We start from the raw sequence: 18,673 nt of genomic DNA on the forward strand, positions 1-18,673 counted from the left end.
CTTCACAGGGAACCCAGGGGCGAACAATGTCACTGTCGAACGGCAAATACCGAACCGCGCCCGCCGCGTCCATCATCGTGGGCGGTGTGCTCATGCTGGCATGGATCGTTGCGATGCAGACCGGCGGATACGTGATCGACGAACAGAAAATCGATCCTGCCGGCACACTATGGCCCATGATGTGGTTCGGCGGGCCGCTGGCTGGAGGAGTGCTTCTCTTCGGGATCCTCTGGCAGAGCGGGAGGTGGCGGGCACGGACCAAAGCCGGCACCCCCGTGAATCCAAGCACGGCCCGAAGCCGCCCGGATGCTTCCGTAGAATAGGAGCCATGACTTCCTCGCCTGACACCTCAGTTGCCCGCGCCCGCCTTCTTGAACTGATCAAAGAACTGGCGGTGGTCCGCGGCAAGGTGATCCTGTCCAGCGGCAAGGAAGCCGACTACTACATTGACCTGCGTCGCATCACCCTCCACCACGAGGCGTCCAAGCTGGTGGGCCAGGTCATGCTGTCCATGATCGACGACGCCGGGATCCCGGTTGAGTGCGCCGGCGGCCTCACCATGGGGGCCGACCCCGTAGGAACCGCCGTGATGCACGCTGCCGCCGATGCCGGCCGGGCCGTGGACGCATTCGTTGTCCGCAAGGCGCAGAAGTCGTACGGCATGGGCCGCCAGGTTGAGGGGCCCTCGGTTGAAGGACGCAATGTTGTAGTCCTCGAAGACACGTCCACCACGGGCGGGTCGGCACTGACCGCCGTCGAGGGTGTCCGCAAGGCGGGCGGCAATGTAGTTGCCGTCGCTGTGATCGTGGACCGCAACACAGGCGCCAAGGAGAAGATCGAAGCCGAAACGGGTGTCCCATACCTCTTTGCTTTCGGCAAGGACGAGCTGGGCCTCGACTAAGGACTTCATGCTCCGCCGGTGCCCTCAAAGGAGCATCTTAAGGGCATCGGCGGTGCGGTTTCCACAGGGCTGTAAGGCACTGGCTTCGAAGCCTATGCTTGCTGCGTGGGCGTTCAGGTAGGGAAACTTCCGGCACCGCCGGATGTGGAAGAAGACCTCCCGCTGCCCGCCACGCCTGACCCGGGCGCCATGCCCGGTGCAGGGACGGAGCCAGCGGAGGATCCGGGTTCATGGGCCCGGATCCTGCCTTACGCTGCCCGGCTGAAAAAGACGTCGCGCCGTAACTTCCTGGTGGCCGCCGGGGCCTCCGCCGCCTTGGCCGGGGACATGCTCTTCACCCGCCATGTCCAGGCCGAACGCCGCGCACCGAAGATTCTCCGCGTCCCTGATCCCTACTCCGACCTTTACTTCCCGAAGGCCAGCTGGATCCTCTTCCCTGGGTACAAGACGAGTTGGGAAGAGGCCCAGTGGATCCTCAACTCCCTGCGCCCGGCGCTTCACCAGCGCGGACGATTGGCTGCTGTTGGTTACTCGAACCTGGGGCTGGATGTGGACGAGGTGGTGCGCGAAGTCGTCCTGCATGTCCGTGAACTGGGTTTGGAAAAGCTGTACTTCTACGGCCACAGCTTTGGCGGGATGCTGGCTACGCAGGTTGCTGCCCGTTTGCTGGAACTGCACGGTGTGGAGACCGAACTGATCGTCCTGGACTCCAGCCCTTTCAGCCGGGCGGACGTGCTGGACCAGAGCTGGTTCGACGGCGTCGTGTTCCTCTATGAAAATGGCTTCCGCATCCCGTCGGTCCTGCGGGGCGGCTACGAGTTGGGGGAGCGGCTGGTCCATAAGGATGAGCGCTCGTGGCGGCAGATCCTCGACCAAACCGCAGAGCAATTGTCGCCCATCGCGCCGTCCAGCGTGCTCGTCCAAACGGAGTCGGCCTACATCTACCACTTCGATGCCCTCCGCTATATGGGAAAACTCGGTCCGGCGAAGATGGCCTACATGGGAAACTCCGGAGACGCCACGGTCAACTACCTCACCGCGCGTGCAGGGTGGAGCAAGGTGTTCGCGGACAACATGAAGCTACCGATCCTCAGTACCGAGGGTGCGCGGCCGGCCCACGCCAGCCCGCAGTGGAATCCGGACGTGTACCGGCCGTTGGTGGAGCACGTCCAGAACCAATTGGATCCGCTGCCGGCGGAGCGGGAGGAGCCCCTGTTCGAGGAACCGAACGGGCGGATCATCAGGCCCGCTTAGATGGGATAAGTGGGGCGGAACCTAGGCGGCAGTGCGCAGGGCTTCAACCTCGACGGCGGTCATGCCCGCCTCCCGCAGGAAGGACGCCGCGTCTCCAAATTCACGCGCGAAACCGATCAGGAACTGCCGGATGGCTGCCTCCGGGCTCTGAAGGATCATGAGGTCCGGACTGAAGTACTGGGCCGGGGTCGATGGGACGTGCAGGCGCCAGGTTTCTGCCATGACCTCCAGGACAGTGGGAAGGTTGGCCGTGGTGGCCGTATAGTCCTTCACCACGGCCTCGTCCGGGGCGCCCGCCGCCATGAGCGCCACCGCGGAGACGACGCCTGTTCGGTCTTTGCCCAGCGAGCAGTGGATCAGGGTCCGCTTCCCATGGGCAGCAGGACGCAGGGCGTCGGCCACCCACTCCGGCCGGATCCGGATCCAGCCGAGGTAGAGGTCGCCAAGATCCTCAGGCGTTTCCACGGCTTGCAGCGAACCCGCAATCGCGTTGGGATCCAGAGGATTGTGGATCAGCTCGACGGCGGGTTGAGAGTTTCCGGGGCTGGGCCGGCCAGGCATGGGCGCGCCGGGTTCGCCCGGTACCAGCCACGGAACCAACGACCGCTCGAGTTCACTGCGCAGGTCCATGATCGTCTGGACGCCGTGCTCCGTCAGGAACTCCGACGTGCCGGCCGCATCCAGGCCAAAGGGCTGGCTCCCCCTGAGAATCCGGCCACCGGCCAGGGGTCGCAGATTGAGCACAGCCATGGTCTGATACCGGTCCGCTAGATCTGGCTCTTGAGATCCGCCACGGAGTTCAGGATCTGGTTGGGCCTGAACGGGAAGGACACGATTTCCTCGCGCTGGGTGATGCCGCTGAGGACCAGGACGGTGTGAAGGCCTGCTTCCATGCCCGCAACGATGTCCGTGTCCATGCGGTCGCCGATCATGGCCGTGGTTTCCGAGTGGGCGTCGATCTGGTTCATGGCGGAACGGAACATCATGGGATTAGGTTTGCCCACGATGTATGGTTCCCGCCCGGTGGCCTTGGTGATCATGGCCGCTATGGCACCGGTGGCAGGCAGCGGCCCGTCCTTGGAGGGTCCCGTGGCGTCAGGGTTGGTGGCGATGAAGCGCGCCCCGGCCAGGATGTGCCGGACCGCCATGGTGATGGCTTCGAACGAGTAGGTACGGGTTTCGCCGAGCACCACGAAGTCCGGATCCGTATCGGTGAGGATGAACCCGGCCTCATGCAGGGCGGTGGTAAGCCCGGCCTCACCGATGGTGTAGGCACGGTTGCCGGAGTCCGAGGAGCTTACCTGGTCCTTGAGGAACTGCGCGGTGGCCAGAGCCGAGGTCCAGATGTTCTCTTCCGGAATCTCCAGGCCTGACGCGCGCAGGCGTGCCGCGAGGTCGCGGGGAGTGAAGATGGAGTTGTTGGTCAGCACGAGGAAGCGCTTGGACGTATCAACCCAGCGCTGGATGAGCTCGGCCGCTCCGGGTATGGCCTGGTTTTCGTGAACCAGCACCCCGTCCATGTCCGTGAGCCAGCACTCGATTTCATGGCCGTTGCGGTACAGGGATTCGGACGTCTGGGGCGTGGTTTCTTCTGCCATGTTTGCCTCCGGCTGGGGTTGTTCATTCACTGCGTCCCAGTCTTTCATTATTCGGGCGGCCAGACACCCCGGGGGCGGCGTATGTGGATAGAGGTACCCATGTGGAAAACCGGTTTTGACTTGCAAGGACGCTGCCTGGCTGCACTACTGTGGTTGCTGCGCAGGCGTGCAGACAGCGCGGGTCGGGGGATCGACGCGGTGGATTCATCGCCGCCTGCGGCTTCAAGAGGTCCCCGGTACGCCGCACGGCTGCTTTCGAGCCGCCGCATTCCAGCACCCTGAAAGGGCCTGTCTTGAGCAACAACAACGGAGCGCCGCAGCCTCCCTACAATCCCAATGGCGCGCCCCAGGCCTATAACCCGGACGGCGTTCCGCAGCCCCGCTACGACACCGGGCAAGGACAATACAGGCAGTACAACCCAGAGCAGACCCAGCCGCTATACCAGCCGGAAGCCCAGCACCAGCCGGGCAGCCAGCCCGGTGCCCAGCCCCAGCCGGGTGCCCAGCCCCAGCCCGGAGCCCAGCCCCAGCCGGGTGCCCAGCACCAGCCGGGCGAGCCGACGCAGGCATTCCCCACGCAGCCCGGCGAACCGACCCAGGCCTTCCCCGCGCAGTCTTTCCAGACGCAGGCCTTCCCGGCGCAGGGACTTCCACCCCAGGCCTACCCTCCCCAAACCCCGGGCGACCACAACAAAAAGGCGCTCTTCCTCATCCTGGGCGGGATCGCCGTCGTCGTCATCATTGCCGTAGTGGTGGTGTTCGCCTGGCTGATTCCCTCCGTGACCAAGCCGGTCGCCGTCGACACCCCGGTGCCGTCGGCAAGTGCTTCGGAGCAGCCGTCGGAAGACGCCGCCGGGTCCTCCGACGAACCTTCCGCTGACCCGGAACAGAGCTCCGGGGCGTCCGGCGTGCCTGAAGGTGCCATCCCGCTCCCGGCAGTATGGGAGGACTTCGCGGGACCGTCCAATGTCCCTGCGGACGGCGATCCCTTGTTCAGCAAGTGGGTCACGGGCGAATCGTCCTTCCAGTACCTGGCCGAGTGGACCCACGATGAGTCCTTCGGGATCACCAAGGACCCCACCACGGGCGAGGAAATCCAGAAAAAGGCCCAGGGCACAGTGGAAACCGATGGCGACGGCATTGCGCTCGCCTACGCGTTCTTTGCCGAGTCCGAAGAGGGCAAGTTCGGCAAGGAACCGTCGGACGTCAAGAAGGCCATCGAGGACATCGAAGCCCGCTACAAGGGCATGACCGCCACGGAACTGCCGCAGAACCTGGTGGGCCACAAATGCGCGTCCGACTTCAAGACCACCATGCCGGAGATCCGGGAATTCCGCCGTGGAGCGGCTGTGGTAGTTGGCTTCACGTGCACCAACGCGCGCGGTGAACACATCCAGGCCGTCAACCTGTTCTCCGTGACGCCCTGGGGAACGCCGCAAATGCTTGGCGTGAGCGGACACAAGGAATACTGGGACGCCCACCCGGGCCTGTTCGAGCAGCTGGCCAACTCGTACCGCATCAACAAGTGGAAGCTGACCTAGGGCGCGCCGCTAAAGTTGAGGGGTGACTGACCTTCCCCCCGACACCGCCCTGCCCCATGCTGCCGACCCGCGCGACCAAACTCCCACGGGAACCACGGCCGAAGGGGAGATAGAAGCGAAGGCGGAGGTCGGCGTCGGGCCCTGGGAAGGCGAGTGGCCGGAAGGCGACCACTGGGATCCGGACCTGCTGCGCGACGGCGACCGCCGCAACGTGGTGGACCAGTACCGCTACTGGAAGCATGAGGCGATCGTTGCCGACCTGGATTCCAAGCGCCACGAATTCCACGTGGCCATTGAAAACTGGCAACACGATCTCAACATCGGCACCGTGGTGCGGACCGCCAACGCGTTCCTCGCCAAGGAGGTCCACATCATCGGACGACGGCGGTGGAACCGTCGCGGGGCCATGGTCACCGACCGCTACCAGCACGTGCGCCACCACCCCACTGTGGACGATTTTGTCCAGTGGGCGGAGGGCGAGGGGCTGGCGGTGATCGGGATCGACATCTTCCCGGATTCGGTGCCGCTGGAGACCTACGACCTTCCGGAAAAGTGTGTCCTCGTGTTCGGGCAGGAGGGTCCTGGCCTCACCCCGGAGGTCCACGACGCCGCTGTAGCCACGCTGTCCATCGAACAGTTCGGCTCAACCCGGTCCATGAATGCAGCCTCCGCAGCCGCGATCGCAATGCACGCCTGGGTTCGGCGCCACGTGTTCAAGCAACCCGTGTCCTAGCGCCCCGCCGAGATGGCACTTAATGACAATCCCAGCGCCCCGGATTGCCATTAAATGCCTTCTCGGCGGGGTGGGTGCGGCGGAAGCTGTGGATAACGCGTCCGGGTCCCTCGCGGAGCAGTAACAATGTGGCATGCGCAGGAAAGAACTACCGGAACACCTCACATCAGGTTCATTCTCTGTGCGCGCATCGGACAAGGCCGGCGTAACCCGCTCCCGCACCCATGCCCGGGATCTTGTGCTGGTATCGAGGGGAATCCGGGTCCCGGCCTCGTCCGGTGCTTCCGGAGCGTCAGCCCTGCGCGCCTACACAGACCTGGATGACACCTCGGTGCTGGTTTCCTTGTCGGCGGCGCGGGTCTGGGGGATTCCCTTGCCCGGTCATCGGATGGGGGACTGGCGCATTCATATTGCCCGACGTCGGGGGTTCAGCGTTCCACGCCGGGTCAATGTGGTGGGTCACCTCCTCACCTTCCTCCCCGGGGAAACAACCGAGTACGACGGCGTCAAGCTCACCTCGCCTGCCCGCACGTGGTTGGACTTGGCCGCGCTGTTGAGCGTAGAGGACCTGGTGGCTGCCGGTGACCACCTGGTGTGCTCGCACGGCGCGGAGTTTCCCGTCCCCAAGACCGCCGTATGCACCCCTGGTGAGCTGGCAGCCATGGTAAGCCGCCACCCGGGCATGCGGGGAGTAAGGGCCGCGAGGGCGGCGCTTGACCTCATCAGGGTTGGTGCTGACTCTGCCCCGGAAACCCGGATGCGCCTGGCACTCGTCAACGCCAACCTGCCGGAGCACGAACTGAACCACGTGGTGCGCAACAACCTCGGGCAGGCAGTCCTGTGGCCGGACGGAGCGTACCGGGAGTTCAAGGTCTCACTCCAATACGACGGGCAACACCACGCTGGCACGGAGCAGCATGTGCGGGACATCGAACGCCAGGAAAGATCCCTTTCCCTCGGGTGGCTGGAAGTCCGCATCTCCAAGCGGGACCTCGAAGGTGAGCGGCCCGCCGTCGTACATAAGGTTCGGCGAGCGCTCGTCAGCCGGGGTTGGTCACCGAGGTGACATTTAATGGCAGTCCCGGCGCCCGGGATTGCCATTAAATGCCATCTCGGCGCCAGTGTTACCAGCCCGCGTGACCGGAAACACTGGCCCCGGACGGTTGTCGCTAGGATGGTGCTAGCCGTAAGCGGTCTACTCCAGGGTCACCAGCCCACAGACGAATTCAGCATAGGAGTCACCATGCCCATTGCAACCCCAGAGATTTACTCCGAGATGATCGACCGCGCAAAGGCTGGCGGCTTCGCCTTCCCCGCGGTCAACGTGACGTCGTCGCAGACTCTGAACGCTGCGATCCGCGGTTTCGCCGAGGCCGAATCCGACGGCATCATCCAGGTTTCCACCGGTGGCGCAGCCTACTGGTCCGGTGCATCCGTCAAGGACATGGTTGCCGGTTCCCTGGGCTTCGCCGCGTTTGCCCGTGAGGTCGCCAAGAACTACAACGTCAACATCGCACTGCACACGGACCACTGCCCGCAGGACAAGCTGGAAGGCTTCGTTCTCCCGCTGCTGGCGGCTTCCGAGGAAGCCGTGAAGGCCGGCAAGGACCCGATCTTCAACTCGCACATGTGGGACGGCTCGCACGAAACCCTGGAAGACAACCTGCGCATCGGCCGTGAACTGCTGCAGCGCGCGGCGGCTGCCAAGATCATCCTCGAGGTTGAGATCGGCACCGTCGGCGGTGAAGAAGACGGCGTGGAGAACGAGATCAACGAGAAGCTCTACACCACCACCGCAGACGCACTGGCCACCATCGAGGCCCTGGGTGCCGGCGAAAACGGCCGCTACCTGACCGCCCTGACCTTCGGCAACGTCCACGGCGTGTACAAGCCGGGCAACGTCAAGCTGAAGCCCGAACTGCTCAAGCAGATCCAGGCCGAGGTCGGTGCCAAGATCGGCAAGGACAACCCCTTCGACCTCGTCTTCCACGGCGGCTCGGGCTCCACTGAGCAGGAAATCGCCGACGCCGTTTCCTACGGCGTGATCAAGATGAACATCGACACCGACACCCAGTACGCGTTCACCCGCCCGGTGGCCGGCCACATGTTCTCCAACTACGACGGCGTGCTGAAGGTCGACGGCGGCCTGGGCAACAAGAAGACCTACGACCCCCGCGTCTGGGGTGCTTCGGCTGAAGCCGGCATGGCCGCACGCATTGTGGAGGCAGCACAGCAGCTCGGATCGGCCGGCAAGACGTTCTGATGTCCGACGAATTCCGCAAGAACCTGATGGGGCCGGAGCCCACGCTCCTGCCCGCCGAAACCGAGGTCTACCAGCACCTCGCCCTCGGTAAGGAAGCGTTGGACCTCGTGGCGCAGAACCCCACGTCGTCCCTGTTGTGGGCGATCCTCGCCGAGGAAGCATGGGCCGAGGGTCGCACCATCGAGTCCTACGCCTACGCCCGTGTGGGTTACCACCGCGGCCTGGACGCTTTGCGTCGGAACGGTTGGCGCGGCGTCGGGCCTGTCCCGTGGGAACACGAGCCAAACCAGGGCTTCCTGCGCGCCCTGTACGCGCTGGGACGCGCAGCCTCCGCCATTGGCGAGGCTGAGGAGCCGGAGCGGATCGAGAAGTTCCTGAACGACTCGGACCCGAAGGCCAAGGCGGCTATCGAAGCGGGCTAAGCGCCTCAAGAAACAACGACGGTGACCCTCACCGAAAAGGCGAGGGTCGCCGTCGTCCGTTAACGCCAACCAGGTCGCATTAGTGCGCGTTTTGAGCCTTCAAAACGCGCACTAATGCGACCTACTTGGGCAGGCGGGGGCGGCCCAGGGGGACCACCAGGGGAGTGTGGGTGACGGGGTCGTCGATGATCCGGCACGCCATGCCGAACACGTCCTCCACCAAGGACTCGGTAATCACCGATGCCGGCGCGCCCTCGGCCACCACGGCGCCGTCCTTCATGGCGATGATGTGGTCGGCGTAGCGGCTGGCGTGGTTGAGGTCGTGCAGGACGGCCACCAGGGTGTGTCCCTTGTCCAGATTGAGCTCGCGGAAGAGCTCCAGCAGTTCTATCTGGTGTGCGATGTCGAGGAAGGTGGTGGGCTCGTCCAACAGCAGCAACGGTGTCTCCTGGGCCAGCACCATGGCCACCCAGACCCGCTGCCGTTGGCCCCCGGACAGCTCATCCACCAGGCGGCCGGACAAGGCGGAAACGCCGGTGGCCTCCATGGCCTCGACCACCGCGGTTTCGTCCGCTTGGGACCATTGACGCAGGAGTTTCTGGTGCGGGTACCGTCCGCGGGCAACGAGGTCGGCCACTGTGATGCCGTCGGGCGCGATCGATGACTGCGGCAGCAGCCCCAGGCGCCGGGCGAGTTCCTTGGCGGGCAGCGAGGTAACGGACCTGCCGTCCAGGAGCACCTGTCCGCTGCGCGGCTTGATGAGCCGGGCCAGGGCGCGCAGCAGGGTGGATTTGCCGCAGGCGTTGGGGCCAACGATCACCGTGAACGCGCCCTCGGGGATCTGTACGTTCAGGTCCTCCGAGATAACGCGTTGTTCGTAGCCGATGGTCAGCGATTCGGCTTTCAACTGCGGAGCGGCGGTGCTGATACTCATGATTTCCTTGCTTCCCTGGCCAGGAGCCAGACGAGGTAGATGCCGCCGATGCACACGGTCACCACGCCCACGGGCAACTGGATCGGCGCGAACAGGCGCTGCGCGGCGAGGTCGCTGGCGGCCAGGAGGAAGGCGCCCATAACCGCGGACGGGACCAAGGTGATGCCCGCGCTGCGGACCAGTCGGCGGGCAAGCTGCGGTGCGGCGAGTGCCACGAATGCGATGGGCCCCGCAACGGCAGTGACCGCAGCGGTCAGACCAACGCCCAGCACCAGCAGCAGCAACCGGGTTGGCTCGGCCCGGACGCCCAGGGCGCGTGCGGCGTCGTCGCCCATTTCCAGAAGCTGCATGCGGCGCGCGGCTCCCAGCGTGGCTGCCCCGAGCACAACAACAACGACGGCGGCAGGCGCCACTTGCTCCCACGTGATGCCGTTGAGGGACCCGGCTCCCCAGACGGCGGCGGCAAGGGCCGCTTCAAGCTCGGCTTGCAGGATGAGCCAATGGTTGAAGGCCGCGAGCATCGCGCTGATGCCAATGCCCACGATGATGAGCCGGAAGCCCTGTGAACCGCGCCGATACGCCAGCAGATAAACGGCGATCGCGGTGAGGATGCCGCCAACCAAGGCACCGGCAGCCACCCCAAGGTACCCGCCGCCCACAGTCAGCATCACAACGAGCGCACCCGTATAGGCGCCGGTGTTGAAGCCGATGATGTCCGGGCTGCCCAACGGGTTCCGGGTCATGGATTGGAAGATTGCGCCGCCCATCCCCAGCGCCGCACCGAACAGGAGCGCGCCCAGCACCCGTGCCAGACGCCATTCCATGACGATGGTCTGGGCCAGTCCGGGAGCGTCTCCGGTGAAAGCCTGCAGCACCTGGGGCACGGTGACCTCGTAATCCCCGGTGGCCAGGGACACGACGGAAACGGTCAGGGCGGCAAGGAGCAGCAGGATACAGACGAGGATGCTGCGTACGTCCACCAGGCCACTGAAGACGCGGTTGCGGACCGGCAGGGCAGCCCGGCCGAAATCAATGGGGTTCGTCACCGTCTTTGGCCGGGTCACAGTCCGCTGACCTTCCTGCGGCGCGCGAGTGCGATCAGTACCGGCGCCCCGATGAACGCCGTGACTACGCCCACCTGCAGTTCCCCTGGCGCAGCGATTCTGCCCACCACGTCCGCTACGAGCACAAGGATGGGGGAGAGCAGCACGGTGGATGCGAGGATCCAGCGCTGGTCCGGGCCAACGATCCAGCGGGCAACATGCGGGATCATGAGTCCCACGAAGCCGATGGCTCCGGCGCCGGCAGTGGCGGCACCGCTGAGGAGCGTGATGGCTGCGATGCCAAGAATGCGGGCCCGGTTGACGTTGGCCCCCAAGGAGGTCGCGAGGTCGTCACCCAGCGCCACGGCGTTGAGCCCGCGGACACAGAAGAGAGCCACCAGGAGTCCGATCCCCATGAACGGGGCAACGGTTGCCACGGCGTCCATGCTGCGGCTGTCCAGGGAACCGATGCTCCAGGAGCGCAGGTGGTCGAACGCTTTGGGGTTCAGCAGGGTCAGCCCCGAGCCGATACCCGTGAGCACGGCCCCCAGTGCGACCCCCGCCAGCGTCAAGCGGATGGGGTTGACCACATTCCGGCCGGAGGTGCCGATCAGGTACACCGCGGCGGTGGTGAGGATGGCCCCGGCAAAGGCGAACCAGATGTATCCGCTGAGGGATGCGATCCCAAAGACACCAATGGCCACCACGATCGCAAAGGACGCGCCCGCGTTCACGCCGAGGATTCCGGGATCGGCCAACGGGTTGCGGGTCAAGGCCTGGATCAGGGCGCCGGCCACACCGAGGGCGACCCCGACGCCCAGGCCCATGAGGGTTCGCGGCAGCCTGTTCTGGAGGATGATTGCATGGTCTGCGGTGTCCCGGGGGTCCAGGAAGGCCTGCAGGACCGTGCCCGCCGGGATGAACTTGGCTCCCACGCCCAGGCTCAGGAGCACAGCACCCAGCAGGACTGCCGCTGCCAGCAGCAGGAACAGGACGCGCCAGCCTGATTTGCGTACGACGCCGGAAGGATCGGACGCGCTGCCGGCCGGCGGGGCGGCGGTGTGCGGCTGGGCACGTGGTGGCACGGGGGCCGTCACTTGGGACACGACAGAAAACCATTCCGGAAAGCTAAGCGGTGATGAGGGCATATCCGTGACCGTTGTCACAACGTCACAGAAGTATGCCCTAATTAGGTTAGCCTTACTCCGTGAAAAACGACGATTCTGTAGTAAAGCCGCGCAAGGCCCCGCGTCTGCGCCGTGCCGCACTGAAAGTGGCCGGCGTCGCCCTGGTCATGGGCCTCGTGGCAGGCTGCGGCACCAGTGGCGGGTCAGGCTCCGCCGCCGGCAACGCCGATGTAGCCACTGGCGGCTCCAAGTTCACTACTGCCGACCAGGAAACTGCCAAGCTTGGCACGGACGCTGCCCCCGGCGTTTTCCCCCGCACCCTGAAGCACGCCAACGGTGAAACCACCCTGGAGAAGAAGCCCGCCCGCGTGGTGGTCCTCGACACCGGAGAGCTGGACGACGTGGTGTCCCTGGGCATCACCCCTGTGGGCATGGCCACCACCGAAGGTGCCAACCCTGTTCCCAGCTACCTGGCGGACAAGGTCAAGGACGTTGCCTCGATCGGCACCATCCAGGATCTAAACCTTGAGGCCATCGCTGCCCTCAAGCCGGATCTGATCCTTGGCAGCCAGCTCCGCGCCGACAAACTCTACAAGCAGTTGTCTGCGATCGCTCCCACGGTCTTCAGCATCCGTCCCGGGTTCCCGTGGAAGGAGAACTTCCTCCTGGTGGGCAAGGCGCTTGGCGAGGAAGACAAGGCGGTCAAGGCGCTCAACGACTACCAGGAGCAGGCCGACGCCCTGAAGAAGGATGTCCAGGGCGACCCCAAGATCTCCTTGGTGCGCTTTCTCCCCGGGAAGATCCGCCTGTACGCCAACAAGTCCCTGATCGGCGTGATCCTCAAGGACGCAGGCCTCGCACGGCCGGAGAACCAGGACATCGATGAACTTGCCGCGGAAATCTCGGCCGAAAACATCGAGCAGGCCGACGCCGACTGGATCTTCTACAGCAGCTACGGCGAACCCGCAGCAACCGGTGAAACATCCGTGGTGGAGGGCGCCGTATGGCCCAAGCTCACCGCCGTCAAGGAGGGCCACGCGAAGGCCGTCAATGACGACGTCTGGTTCCTCGGTCTTGGCCCCACAGGCGCCCAGCTGATCCTCAAGGACCTCCGCGCCCTGCTGGTCGGCTAAGTACCACCACCCCCCCAACAAGCCCCAACAAAACGGCGGCCCCCACGCGAAAGGTGGGGGCCGCCGTCGTACGTTACCTCCCAACTAGGTCGCATTTGTGCGCGTTTTGAGCGCTCAAAACGCGCACTATTGCTACCCAGTTGGGGAAGACTAGGCCTTGCGGGGGATGCCGGTCCGGGCCATGGCCTCGGCGTATGCGCCGTGGATGGCGTCCAGGTATTCCTGCTGGCGCTCGGGTGTGCCCGCGAAGGACCGGCCACCCAGGGAGCGTACCTTGAACGTCTTGAACCCGCGGCGGGCGATGCTGGCGGGAGCCGACTTCATGAGCTGGTCGGCCAAACGGTGCGCCTCGTTGCCGTGTGCCACCAGGGCGGAGGTGCGCGGCAGGAGCTGCAGGAGCCGCAGGAGCGGCTTGAGCCCTTCGGTGATGTTGGCGGGGGTGAGCTTGCCCGGCTCGCCGGCCGGCTCGATCCACGGGTAGACGTTCCACGGGATCACGTACTCCGGGCGGAGGCCCAGCTGCCACTGCATGCCGAGCATGCGGGTGGTGGCCTCGTCGTCACCGGGCTTGATGAAGCCCTCGCCGGAGGTGACCCGCTGGTTGGAGAAGAGGCTCACGATGCGGCAGTCGTCCATGCTGTGGGCGGGGTCGATGTAGAGGACCTCGCTGCCCGGCTTCTGATCCTTGATCGAGTCACACAATGTGTTGACCTCGGCGATGTGGTCTTCGTAACGGCGGTTCCAGAGGAGTTGTTCGGGTGAGTCGGTCGCCAGGTCTTGCATCGGGGGTTAAGTCTCCTAGGTGTTACAGCGCGCACCACAAGGGCTGCGGGCATGCCGCAGCGGATCCGTCAGGGTGCAGTTGGGGGCTGGTTAACCTTACCGGACCAAGGAGGGCTCCGTTTCCGCCGGACCAATTGCAACGGCCTGGATTAACCCTTAAGTGCAGTTCCCGGGCCGCCGGCTTGACGACGGCAGAAGATGGAGGGGCACCAGCATCAACTACCTTGGGGGTAAACAGTGGTTGCACCAGACTCGTCGCCCGAATCGACCCAGCGTCCACGGAAGGCACCCAGGATCCGGGCGATCCTGGCCGGCGGCCTCGTCCTGGGAGTTGGAGCCGCGATCACCCTTGCTGCCTGGAACGACTCGGAGTTCGCCCAGGGCACCTTCACAGCGGGGTCCTTCAACCTTGAGGGAAGCACCGACGGCACTGCATTCGCCGAGCACCCCGTTGGCTCGCCGGCGACCCTCTCCTTTACGGCCGCGCCCACCAACCTGGCGCCCGGTGATGTTGTCACTGCACCGTTCGCGGTGCGGCTTGACGAAGACACCACCAGCGGTGCCACGGTGACGGTCTCCACCGAATCATCCACCGGCGCACTGACCGGCCTGACATACTCGCTCACCCAATCGGACGCCTTCGGTTGCGGCGAACCGGTCACGGACACTTTGGTGGACCCCGGGACCGGATTGGGTACGACGCCGGGCAGCACCACTTTCGCGCTGGATGACGGCGGGGGTGCCGGTGCGGGAGCCGCAGTGAACCTGTGCTTCCGGATCACTGCCGGCTCCGGCCTGGTCCAGTCCCAGACCGGTTCCACCACCTGGGAATTCGCGGCCGAATCCCAGTAGTCCATGGGCACGCGACGCTCCACGAAGCACCGGGCGGTGAGGCCGCCCGGAAAGTACCTGCGGCTGCGTGCGGTCCTGGCCGGGGCCCTGGCGCTGGGCCTTGGCGGCTCGGTAACGCTCGCGTCCTGGACCGACAGTGACTTCGCCGGAGGGACCTTTGGCGCAAGTGTCTTTGTGACGGAGTCCAACGCCAGCAAACCCTACAACGCGTCGGGGACATGGAGTGCCAACGACGCTGCCCCGGGTGCCGCCTTGGTGTTTAACGCCACGGCCATGAGCCCGGGCTCGGTGGCCTACGCGCCCTTGGCCATTCGTACCCGGGCCGGGTCCGTGGGCGGAGAAGTGGTGCTCGGGGCACCGACGGTCACCAGCAGCGGCACGGGCACAGCGGACCTGGGGGCTGCACTCCGGTATCGTGTGGTCCGTTCAGCCGCCTGCGATGCCACCGCCTTCACGGGGACACCGGTGTTCGTGGTGGGCAGCGACGGAGCCAAGCCGTTCACCCAAGGCCAGGCGGCCGGCGTCGTCAATCCTTTGCAGGCGGCCACCGCCACACTGCCGGGGGCGCCCACGCAGTTCTGCTTTGAAGTGACCCTGCCCCTTGGCGCCAACAACGCCCTGCAGGGACAAACGGCCACTGCAACCTGGCAGTTCACTGCCACCTCCAGCCCATGAGCCGCGCTTTCACGTCCCGCGTCCGCGAATGCCTGCTGAACCTCGCCGCGGCCGGCGGTGCGGTGTGCATCGTGGCGGTGATCCTGGCGCTGGCATTCAACATCACGCTCATCTTGTTCAAGACCGGCTCCATGGCCCCGGGCATCCCCGCCGGATCCCTGGCCCTGGTGCGGGAAGTTCCTGCCGCTGACATCCGGGTGGGCGACGTTGTCACCGTTGACCGTCCCGGCAAACTGCCCATTACGCACCGGGTGCAGACCGTGGAGGATGCCACGGGTGCCTCCCGCACCATCACCATGAAGGGCGACGCCAATACCGCTCCGGACCCTGCGCCTTATGTGGTGGAACGGGTGCGGGTTGTCCTGTGGTCCGTCCCGGGGCTCGCGTACCCGCTTGCCGCAGCCGCCAACCCGGTGGTGCTCGGGGCAACAACTGTAGCCGTTTCCGGCCTGGTCACCTGGGTGCTGTGGCCGCGGAGTGAAACCCCCGGCAGAAGCGGCAACAAGCATGGCGGCCGCAGGCGTGGGCAGCATGTCGCGGCTTAAGCGGTGCTGGCTGTTGTTCCTTTGCGCCCTGATGCTCCAGCCTGCGCCAGCGCACGCCCTGACGTCCGATCGGCAGCCCGCCCGGGAGGAACCCTCCGGATGGTTGGAGCTCGACGCCGGTCCGGCCGGGAAGGTGCACCGGCTCACCCCGGGCCGGACTGCTGACTGGGCGGTGGCGGTGGGGGTCCGGGGCGAACCCGCCACGGCGCTGGAGTTGCGGCTGGAACCCGGGGCCGGGATCCTCCGGGACTACCTCAGTGTCACCCTGAGGACCTGCGGCCAGCCCTGGGACGAGGGCGGTCCGGCCGGCAGTACCTGCGGTGCTGGAGAAGACACTGTGCTGGAATCCACAGCGTTGAGGGAGGCCGAGGGGACGCGCCTGGATCTCCTGGGTGAGTCTTCGCGGGCCGCTTCCGGCTCCCCGCTACCTGATACCACCTATGTCCTCCTGACAGCAGCGCTCGCGGTCGATGCCCCAAAGTACGTGCAAGGGACCAGGACCAGCATCGTCATCGGTGTATTCGGCTCGGGCGATGGTCCCGGCGGTGCGGCAGCAACAAAGCCCGGCCAGCCGCCGTCGGGATCCCTTGCGGACACCGGCGCCCGCCTGGGTGGCTTCCTGCTGCTCGGTGTGCTCGCCGTGGGCGGCGGCTTTGCGGCTTCACGATGGCGGGGTGGGCGGGGATGAGGAAGTACCTGGCCGCCCTGGGCGCAGTGGCCCTCCCCGTGGCCATGATGCTGACGGCTTCCAACCCGCCGGCCGTCAGGAGGCTTCGTGGGCCCGTGGGACCTACGCATCCGGCAATTTCGGCACCGTGACAATCCCCGCCCCTACGCTGAACGGGCAATGCACCTACAACCCGGGTGTTTTGGGGTTGGGTGCCTACGTGCGGATCTTCTGGCTCCCGCCGTCCGGCTACACCCTGTCGCAGGCCGAGGTGCAGGCATCCACCAGCGGACTGGGCTCCGCGCTCGCACCGCTCACCGGGTACAACCTCTCCATCAACACCACCGGAAGTGCGGCCGCCGGTTACGTTACGGACGTACCCACCAACCTCCTGGGCGGTCTCCTGGGGCTGGGAACGGAACTGCAGATCGCCATTGTGATCAGGGACCCGGCAACGTCGTGGACGTCAAAGGCCGCGTCCGTGGCCAGCAACGCCGGGCTGATCGCCGGGCTGGGGGGCAACTGCCGGAATCTTCCACCCGGCACGTGATCCACCGTGTGCGCCCGCTGCAACCGGGCCGCCCACAAAACTTCACGCGACCGCCGTCGAACGCTCCTTGACACCAGACTTTCAGGTGCCATCGGCTAAACTTGGCTGGTAAGAGCCCCGAAACTCTTGCGTCTGCCGCGGCCGCGGCAGGCTGTACCAAGTACCGTCGGGGCATTCTCATGTACGGCGCCAAGGCCTGGCTTTCCAGCCGGGTCTTGCCCGAAAGAATGGGGGAGGATCCCATGCCCGCTATCGTGATCGTCGGAGCCCAGTGGGGCGACGAAGGCAAAGGCAAAGCAACCGACCTGCTTGGTGGCCGCGTCGACTACGTGGTCAAGCCCAACGGCGGTAACAACGCCGGGCACACCGTGGTGGTCGGCGGTGAGAAGTACGAGCTGAAGCTCCTTCCCGCGGGCATCCTGAGCCCCAACGCCATTCCGATTATCGGCAACGGCTGCGTGGTGAACCTCGAGGCCCTGTTCCAGGAGATCGACGGCCTTGAAGCCCGTGGCGCCGATACCTCCCGCCTCCGTGTGTCCGCCAACGCCCACCTGGTGGCTCCGTACCACCAGGTCCTGGACAAGGTCACCGAGCGCTTCCTCGGCAGCCGCGCCATCGGCACCACCGGCCGCGGCATTGGTCCGGCGTACATGGACAAGGTGGCCCGCCTGGGTATCCGCGTCCAGGATGTGTTCGACGAATCGATCCTGCGCCAGAAGGTGGAAGGCTCGCTGCGCCAGAAGAACGAGCTCCTGGTCAAGGTCTACAACCGTCGCGACATTGTGGTGGAAGAGATCGTGCAGTACTTCCTCTCCTTCGCCGAGCGCCTGCGCCCGCTGGTCATCGACAGCACGCTGGAACTGAACAACGCCCTGGACGAGGGCAAGGTTGTGCTCATGGAAGGCGGCCAGGCCACGTTCCTGGACGTGGACCACGGCACCTACCCGTTCGTGACCTCCTCGAACCCCACCGCTGGCGGCGCATCGGTCGGTTCGGGCATCGGCCCCACCCGCATCTCGCGGTCCATCGGCATTATCAAGGCCTACACCACGCGTGTTGGCGCCGGTCCGTTCCCCACGGAGCTCTTTGACGACATGGGCGTGTACCTGCAGAAGACCGGCGGCGAGTTCGGCGTGAACACCGGCCGTCCCCGCCGCTGCGGTTGGTACGACGCCGTCCTGGCCCGCCACGCCTCGCGCGTCAACGGCTTCACGGATTACTTCGTCACCAAGCTGGACGTGCTGACGGGCATCGAGCAGATCCCCGTCTGTGTCGCTTATGACGTGGACGGCGTGCGCCACGACGAAATGCCCATGACGCAGACCGAGTTCCACCACGCCGTGCCGATCTTCGAGTACTTCGACGGCTGGACCGAGGACATTACCGGGGCCCGCACGCTCGAGGACCTCCCCGAGAACGCCCGCAACTACGTGCTGGCCCTCGAGAAGCTCTCCGGCACGCGCTTCTCCGCGATCGGCGTCGGGCCGGACCGTGACCAGACGATCGTGGTGCATGATTTGATCGACGGCTAGTTTTACAGAATTACGACGACGGCGGGTCGCCCCAGGGTTCGAATGGAACCTTGGAGGCGGCCCGCCGTTTGTGGTTTCTGGACTGGCAGCCGTCTCGGACTGAGAAACAACGAAAATAGA

The 18,673-nt window shown here is 65.6% G+C and carries 22 protein-coding genes; 16 read left to right on the forward strand and 6 right to left on the reverse strand.

What is annotated here, in order from left to right; translation table 11 throughout:
• Positions 1-26: 26 nt before the first annotated feature.
• The 3 genes from ACSVIE_RS06205 to ACSVIE_RS06215 all read left to right on the forward strand — a co-directional run bounded on the left by ACSVIE_RS06205 (position 27) and on the right by ACSVIE_RS06215 (position 2,155).
• A complete protein-coding gene (locus ACSVIE_RS06205; RefSeq protein WP_442423329.1) occupies positions 27-323 on the forward strand; it encodes a hypothetical protein in 297 nt (98 codons plus the stop codon).
• Between the two features lie 5 nt (positions 324-328).
• Positions 329-901 (forward strand): orotate phosphoribosyltransferase, encoded by a 573-nt coding sequence (gene pyrE, locus ACSVIE_RS06210; RefSeq protein ID WP_442423330.1) that lies wholly within the window; start codon positions 329-331, stop codon positions 899-901.
• Between the two features lie 105 nt (positions 902-1,006).
• On the forward strand, positions 1,007-2,155 hold the full coding sequence (locus ACSVIE_RS06215; protein ID WP_426005691.1) for an alpha/beta fold hydrolase: 1,149 nt from the start codon (positions 1,007-1,009) through the stop codon (positions 2,153-2,155).
• Positions 2,156-2,176: 21 nt separating this feature from the next.
• Here the strand turns inward: ACSVIE_RS06215 and ACSVIE_RS06220 are convergent, their stop codons facing one another.
• On the reverse strand, positions 2,177-2,905 hold the full coding sequence (locus ACSVIE_RS06220) for a tyrosine-protein phosphatase (RefSeq protein ID WP_426005692.1): 729 nt from the start codon (positions 2,903-2,905) through the stop codon (positions 2,177-2,179).
• 17 nt (positions 2,906-2,922) lie between these two features.
• Positions 2,923-3,753, reverse strand: coding sequence for an HAD-IIA family hydrolase (locus tag ACSVIE_RS06225; RefSeq protein ID WP_426005693.1), 831 nt, complete (start codon positions 3,751-3,753; stop codon positions 2,923-2,925).
• 293 nt (positions 3,754-4,046) lie between these two features.
• Between ACSVIE_RS06225 and ACSVIE_RS06230 the strand changes: the two genes are divergently transcribed.
• The 5 genes from ACSVIE_RS06230 to ACSVIE_RS06250 all read left to right on the forward strand — a co-directional run bounded on the left by ACSVIE_RS06230 (position 4,047) and on the right by ACSVIE_RS06250 (position 8,712).
• Complete coding sequence (locus ACSVIE_RS06230; RefSeq protein WP_442423331.1) at positions 4,047-5,294, forward strand: hypothetical protein; 1,248 nt, start codon at positions 4,047-4,049, stop codon at positions 5,292-5,294.
• A gap of 22 nt (positions 5,295-5,316) precedes the next feature.
• Positions 5,317-6,027 carry a TrmH family RNA methyltransferase gene (locus ACSVIE_RS06235; protein WP_426005696.1) on the forward strand — a complete coding sequence of 237 codons (711 nt, stop codon included), beginning with the start codon at positions 5,317-5,319 and terminating at the stop codon, positions 6,025-6,027.
• Positions 6,028-6,160: 133 nt separating this feature from the next.
• Positions 6,161-7,093, forward strand: a complete 933-nt coding sequence (locus tag ACSVIE_RS06240; RefSeq protein WP_442423332.1) for an endonuclease domain-containing protein — start codon at positions 6,161-6,163, stop codon at positions 7,091-7,093.
• A gap of 177 nt (positions 7,094-7,270) precedes the next feature.
• Complete coding sequence (fbaA, locus tag ACSVIE_RS06245) at positions 7,271-8,290, forward strand: class II fructose-bisphosphate aldolase (protein ID WP_144661880.1); 1,020 nt, start codon at positions 7,271-7,273, stop codon at positions 8,288-8,290.
• Entirely contained in the window at positions 8,290-8,712 is a 423-nt protein-coding gene (locus ACSVIE_RS06250) for a DUF3151 domain-containing protein (RefSeq protein WP_426005698.1), read from the forward strand. Before fbaA ends, ACSVIE_RS06250 begins: the two co-directional genes overlap by 1 nt.
• A gap of 121 nt (positions 8,713-8,833) precedes the next feature.
• On the opposite strand, the gene ACSVIE_RS06255 is transcribed toward ACSVIE_RS06250, so the two are convergent.
• Genes ACSVIE_RS06255 through ACSVIE_RS06265 form a run of 3 tightly spaced genes read right to left on the reverse strand, consistent with a single transcriptional unit; the run spans position 8,834 to position 11,837 of the window.
• On the reverse strand, positions 8,834-9,646 hold the full coding sequence (locus tag ACSVIE_RS06255) for an ABC transporter ATP-binding protein (protein ID WP_442423333.1): 813 nt from the start codon (positions 9,644-9,646) through the stop codon (positions 8,834-8,836).
• Positions 9,643-10,710: an iron-enterobactin ABC transporter permease gene (gene fepG / locus ACSVIE_RS06260; protein WP_442423334.1), complete on the reverse strand. Its 1,068-nt coding sequence runs from the start codon at positions 10,708-10,710 to the stop codon at positions 9,643-9,645. The genes ACSVIE_RS06255 and fepG overlap by 4 nt, the downstream gene beginning before the upstream one ends.
• A complete protein-coding gene (locus tag ACSVIE_RS06265) occupies positions 10,707-11,837 on the reverse strand; it encodes an iron chelate uptake ABC transporter family permease subunit (protein ID WP_442423335.1) in 1,131 nt (376 codons plus the stop codon). Before ACSVIE_RS06265 ends, fepG begins: the two co-directional genes overlap by 4 nt.
• 59 nt (positions 11,838-11,896) lie before the next feature.
• On the opposite strand from ACSVIE_RS06265, the gene ACSVIE_RS06270 reads away from it, so the two are divergent.
• Positions 11,897-12,949, forward strand: a complete 1,053-nt coding sequence (locus ACSVIE_RS06270; RefSeq protein ID WP_442423336.1) for an ABC transporter substrate-binding protein — start codon at positions 11,897-11,899, stop codon at positions 12,947-12,949.
• A 150-nt stretch (positions 12,950-13,099) separates the two neighbouring features.
• On the opposite strand, the gene ACSVIE_RS06275 is transcribed toward ACSVIE_RS06270, so the two are convergent.
• Entirely contained in the window at positions 13,100-13,732 is a 633-nt protein-coding gene (locus ACSVIE_RS06275) for a uracil-DNA glycosylase (protein WP_426005703.1), read from the reverse strand.
• 237 nt (positions 13,733-13,969) lie between these two features.
• On the opposite strand from ACSVIE_RS06275, the gene ACSVIE_RS06280 reads away from it, so the two are divergent.
• The 7 genes from ACSVIE_RS06280 to ACSVIE_RS06310 all read left to right on the forward strand — a co-directional run bounded on the left by ACSVIE_RS06280 (position 13,970) and on the right by ACSVIE_RS06310 (position 18,553).
• Entirely contained in the window at positions 13,970-14,584 is a 615-nt protein-coding gene (locus ACSVIE_RS06280) for a SipW-dependent-type signal peptide-containing protein (protein ID WP_426005704.1), read from the forward strand.
• A gap of 36 nt (positions 14,585-14,620) precedes the next feature.
• The gene (locus ACSVIE_RS06285) at positions 14,621-15,259 is read left to right on the forward strand and encodes a SipW-dependent-type signal peptide-containing protein (protein ID WP_426005705.1); all 639 of its coding nucleotides are present in this window, start codon (positions 14,621-14,623) and stop codon (positions 15,257-15,259) included.
• Positions 15,256-15,804, forward strand: coding sequence for a signal peptidase I (locus ACSVIE_RS06290; protein ID WP_442423337.1), 549 nt, complete (start codon positions 15,256-15,258; stop codon positions 15,802-15,804). Before ACSVIE_RS06285 ends, ACSVIE_RS06290 begins: the two co-directional genes overlap by 4 nt.
• On the forward strand, positions 15,791-16,492 hold the full coding sequence (locus ACSVIE_RS06295; protein ID WP_442423338.1) for a hypothetical protein: 702 nt from the start codon (positions 15,791-15,793) through the stop codon (positions 16,490-16,492). The genes ACSVIE_RS06290 and ACSVIE_RS06295 overlap by 14 nt, the downstream gene beginning before the upstream one ends.
• The gene (locus tag ACSVIE_RS06300; RefSeq protein ID WP_442423339.1) at positions 16,489-16,623 is read left to right on the forward strand and encodes a hypothetical protein; all 135 of its coding nucleotides are present in this window, start codon (positions 16,489-16,491) and stop codon (positions 16,621-16,623) included. Before ACSVIE_RS06295 ends, ACSVIE_RS06300 begins: the two co-directional genes overlap by 4 nt.
• Entirely contained in the window at positions 16,620-17,021 is a 402-nt protein-coding gene (locus tag ACSVIE_RS06305; protein WP_442423340.1) for a hypothetical protein, read from the forward strand. The genes ACSVIE_RS06300 and ACSVIE_RS06305 overlap by 4 nt, the downstream gene beginning before the upstream one ends.
• A gap of 242 nt (positions 17,022-17,263) precedes the next feature.
• Positions 17,264-18,553 carry an adenylosuccinate synthase gene (locus ACSVIE_RS06310; RefSeq protein WP_442423341.1) on the forward strand — a complete coding sequence of 430 codons (1,290 nt, stop codon included), beginning with the start codon at positions 17,264-17,266 and terminating at the stop codon, positions 18,551-18,553.
• The last annotated feature ends 120 nt before the right edge of the window (positions 18,554-18,673 follow it).

The organism is Paenarthrobacter sp. NCHU4564 (assembly GCF_052156435.1).
In the GTDB taxonomy this organism is placed as follows: Bacteria; Actinomycetota; Actinomycetes; order Actinomycetales; family Micrococcaceae; genus Arthrobacter.

Bases quoted from the DNA above. Each gene is read 5' to 3' on its own strand.
- ACSVIE_RS06205 (WP_442423329.1), top strand. From the start codon at position 27: ATGTCACTGTCGAACGGCAAATACCGAACCGCGCCCGCCGCGTCCATC.
- pyrE (WP_442423330.1), top strand. From the start codon at position 329: ATGACTTCCTCGCCTGACACCTCAGTTGCCCGCGCCCGCCTTCTTGAA.
- ACSVIE_RS06220 (WP_426005692.1), bottom strand. From the start codon at position 2,905: ATGGCTGTGCTCAATCTGCGACCCCTGGCCGGTGGCCGGATTCTCAGG.
- ACSVIE_RS06225 (WP_426005693.1), bottom strand. From the start codon at position 3,753: ATGGCAGAAGAAACCACGCCCCAGACGTCCGAATCCCTGTACCGCAAC.
- ACSVIE_RS06240 (WP_442423332.1), top strand. From the start codon at position 6,161: ATGCGCAGGAAAGAACTACCGGAACACCTCACATCAGGTTCATTCTCT.
- fbaA (WP_144661880.1), top strand. From the start codon at position 7,271: ATGCCCATTGCAACCCCAGAGATTTACTCCGAGATGATCGACCGCGCA.
- ACSVIE_RS06250 (WP_426005698.1), top strand. From the start codon at position 8,290: ATGTCCGACGAATTCCGCAAGAACCTGATGGGGCCGGAGCCCACGCTC.
- ACSVIE_RS06255 (WP_442423333.1), bottom strand. From the start codon at position 9,646: ATGAGTATCAGCACCGCCGCTCCGCAGTTGAAAGCCGAATCGCTGACC.
- ACSVIE_RS06265 (WP_442423335.1), bottom strand. From the start codon at position 11,837: ATGCCCTCATCACCGCTTAGCTTTCCGGAATGGTTTTCTGTCGTGTCC.
- ACSVIE_RS06275 (WP_426005703.1), bottom strand. From the start codon at position 13,732: ATGCAAGACCTGGCGACCGACTCACCCGAACAACTCCTCTGGAACCGC.
- ACSVIE_RS06290 (WP_442423337.1), top strand. From the start codon at position 15,256: ATGAGCCGCGCTTTCACGTCCCGCGTCCGCGAATGCCTGCTGAACCTC.
- ACSVIE_RS06295 (WP_442423338.1), top strand. From the start codon at position 15,791: ATGTCGCGGCTTAAGCGGTGCTGGCTGTTGTTCCTTTGCGCCCTGATG.
- ACSVIE_RS06300 (WP_442423339.1), top strand. From the start codon at position 16,489: ATGAGGAAGTACCTGGCCGCCCTGGGCGCAGTGGCCCTCCCCGTGGCC.
- ACSVIE_RS06310 (WP_442423341.1), top strand. From the start codon at position 17,264: ATGCCCGCTATCGTGATCGTCGGAGCCCAGTGGGGCGACGAAGGCAAA.